The sequence below is a fragment of the Pseudomonas sp. EL_65y_Pfl1_R83 genome (genome assembly GCF_963970695.1).
GTDB lineage: Bacteria > Pseudomonadota > Gammaproteobacteria > Pseudomonadales > Pseudomonadaceae > Aquipseudomonas > Aquipseudomonas tritici.
This window is the reverse complement of the sequence record NZ_CAXAQI010000209.1, coordinates 1-543: the sequence shown is the minus strand read 5'-3', so window position 1 is coordinate 543 and position 543 is coordinate 1. Positions and strand designations below refer to the sequence as shown.

The following is a 543-nucleotide window of genomic DNA, read 5'->3' as shown; positions in this document are numbered from 1 at the left end:
ACCACCGGCAGCGCCATGCAGCGCTCGCCCGCCGAACCGAATGCCGCGCCCGACAGATCGGCGACGACCTGGTCGAGATCGGCATCGGGCATGACGATGCCGTGATTCTTGGCACCGCCCATCGCCTGCACGCGCTTGCCCGCCGCGACACCGCGCCGATACACATAATGCGCGATGTCGGATGATCCGACGAAGCTGACCGCGCTGATCGCGGGATGATCGAGGATCGCGTCGACCATGTCCTTGTCGCCGTGGACGACTTGCAAGATGCCCTCGGGCAGCCCCGCCTCGCGGAACAATTCGGCCAGCCGCACCGGCACCGACGGGTCGCGCTCGCTGGGCTTCAGGATGAAGGCATTGCCCGTGGCGATGGCGACGCCGCTCATCCACAAGGGGATCATCGCCGGGAAATTGAAGGGGGTGATACCCGCTCCAATGCCGAGCGGCTGGCGCATCGAATAGACATCGATCCCCGGCCCGGCGCCCTGGGTAAACTCACCCTTCAGCACATGCGGAATGCCGCAGCAAAATTCGATCACTTCC

1 protein-coding gene is annotated in these 543 nt (G+C 65.2%); it reads right to left on the bottom strand.

Annotation, left to right across the window (positions count from 1 at the left end):
- The coding region (locus AACY08_RS28455) for an aldehyde dehydrogenase family protein (RefSeq protein WP_339472434.1) at positions 1-543 on the bottom strand (543 nt) is incomplete at both ends.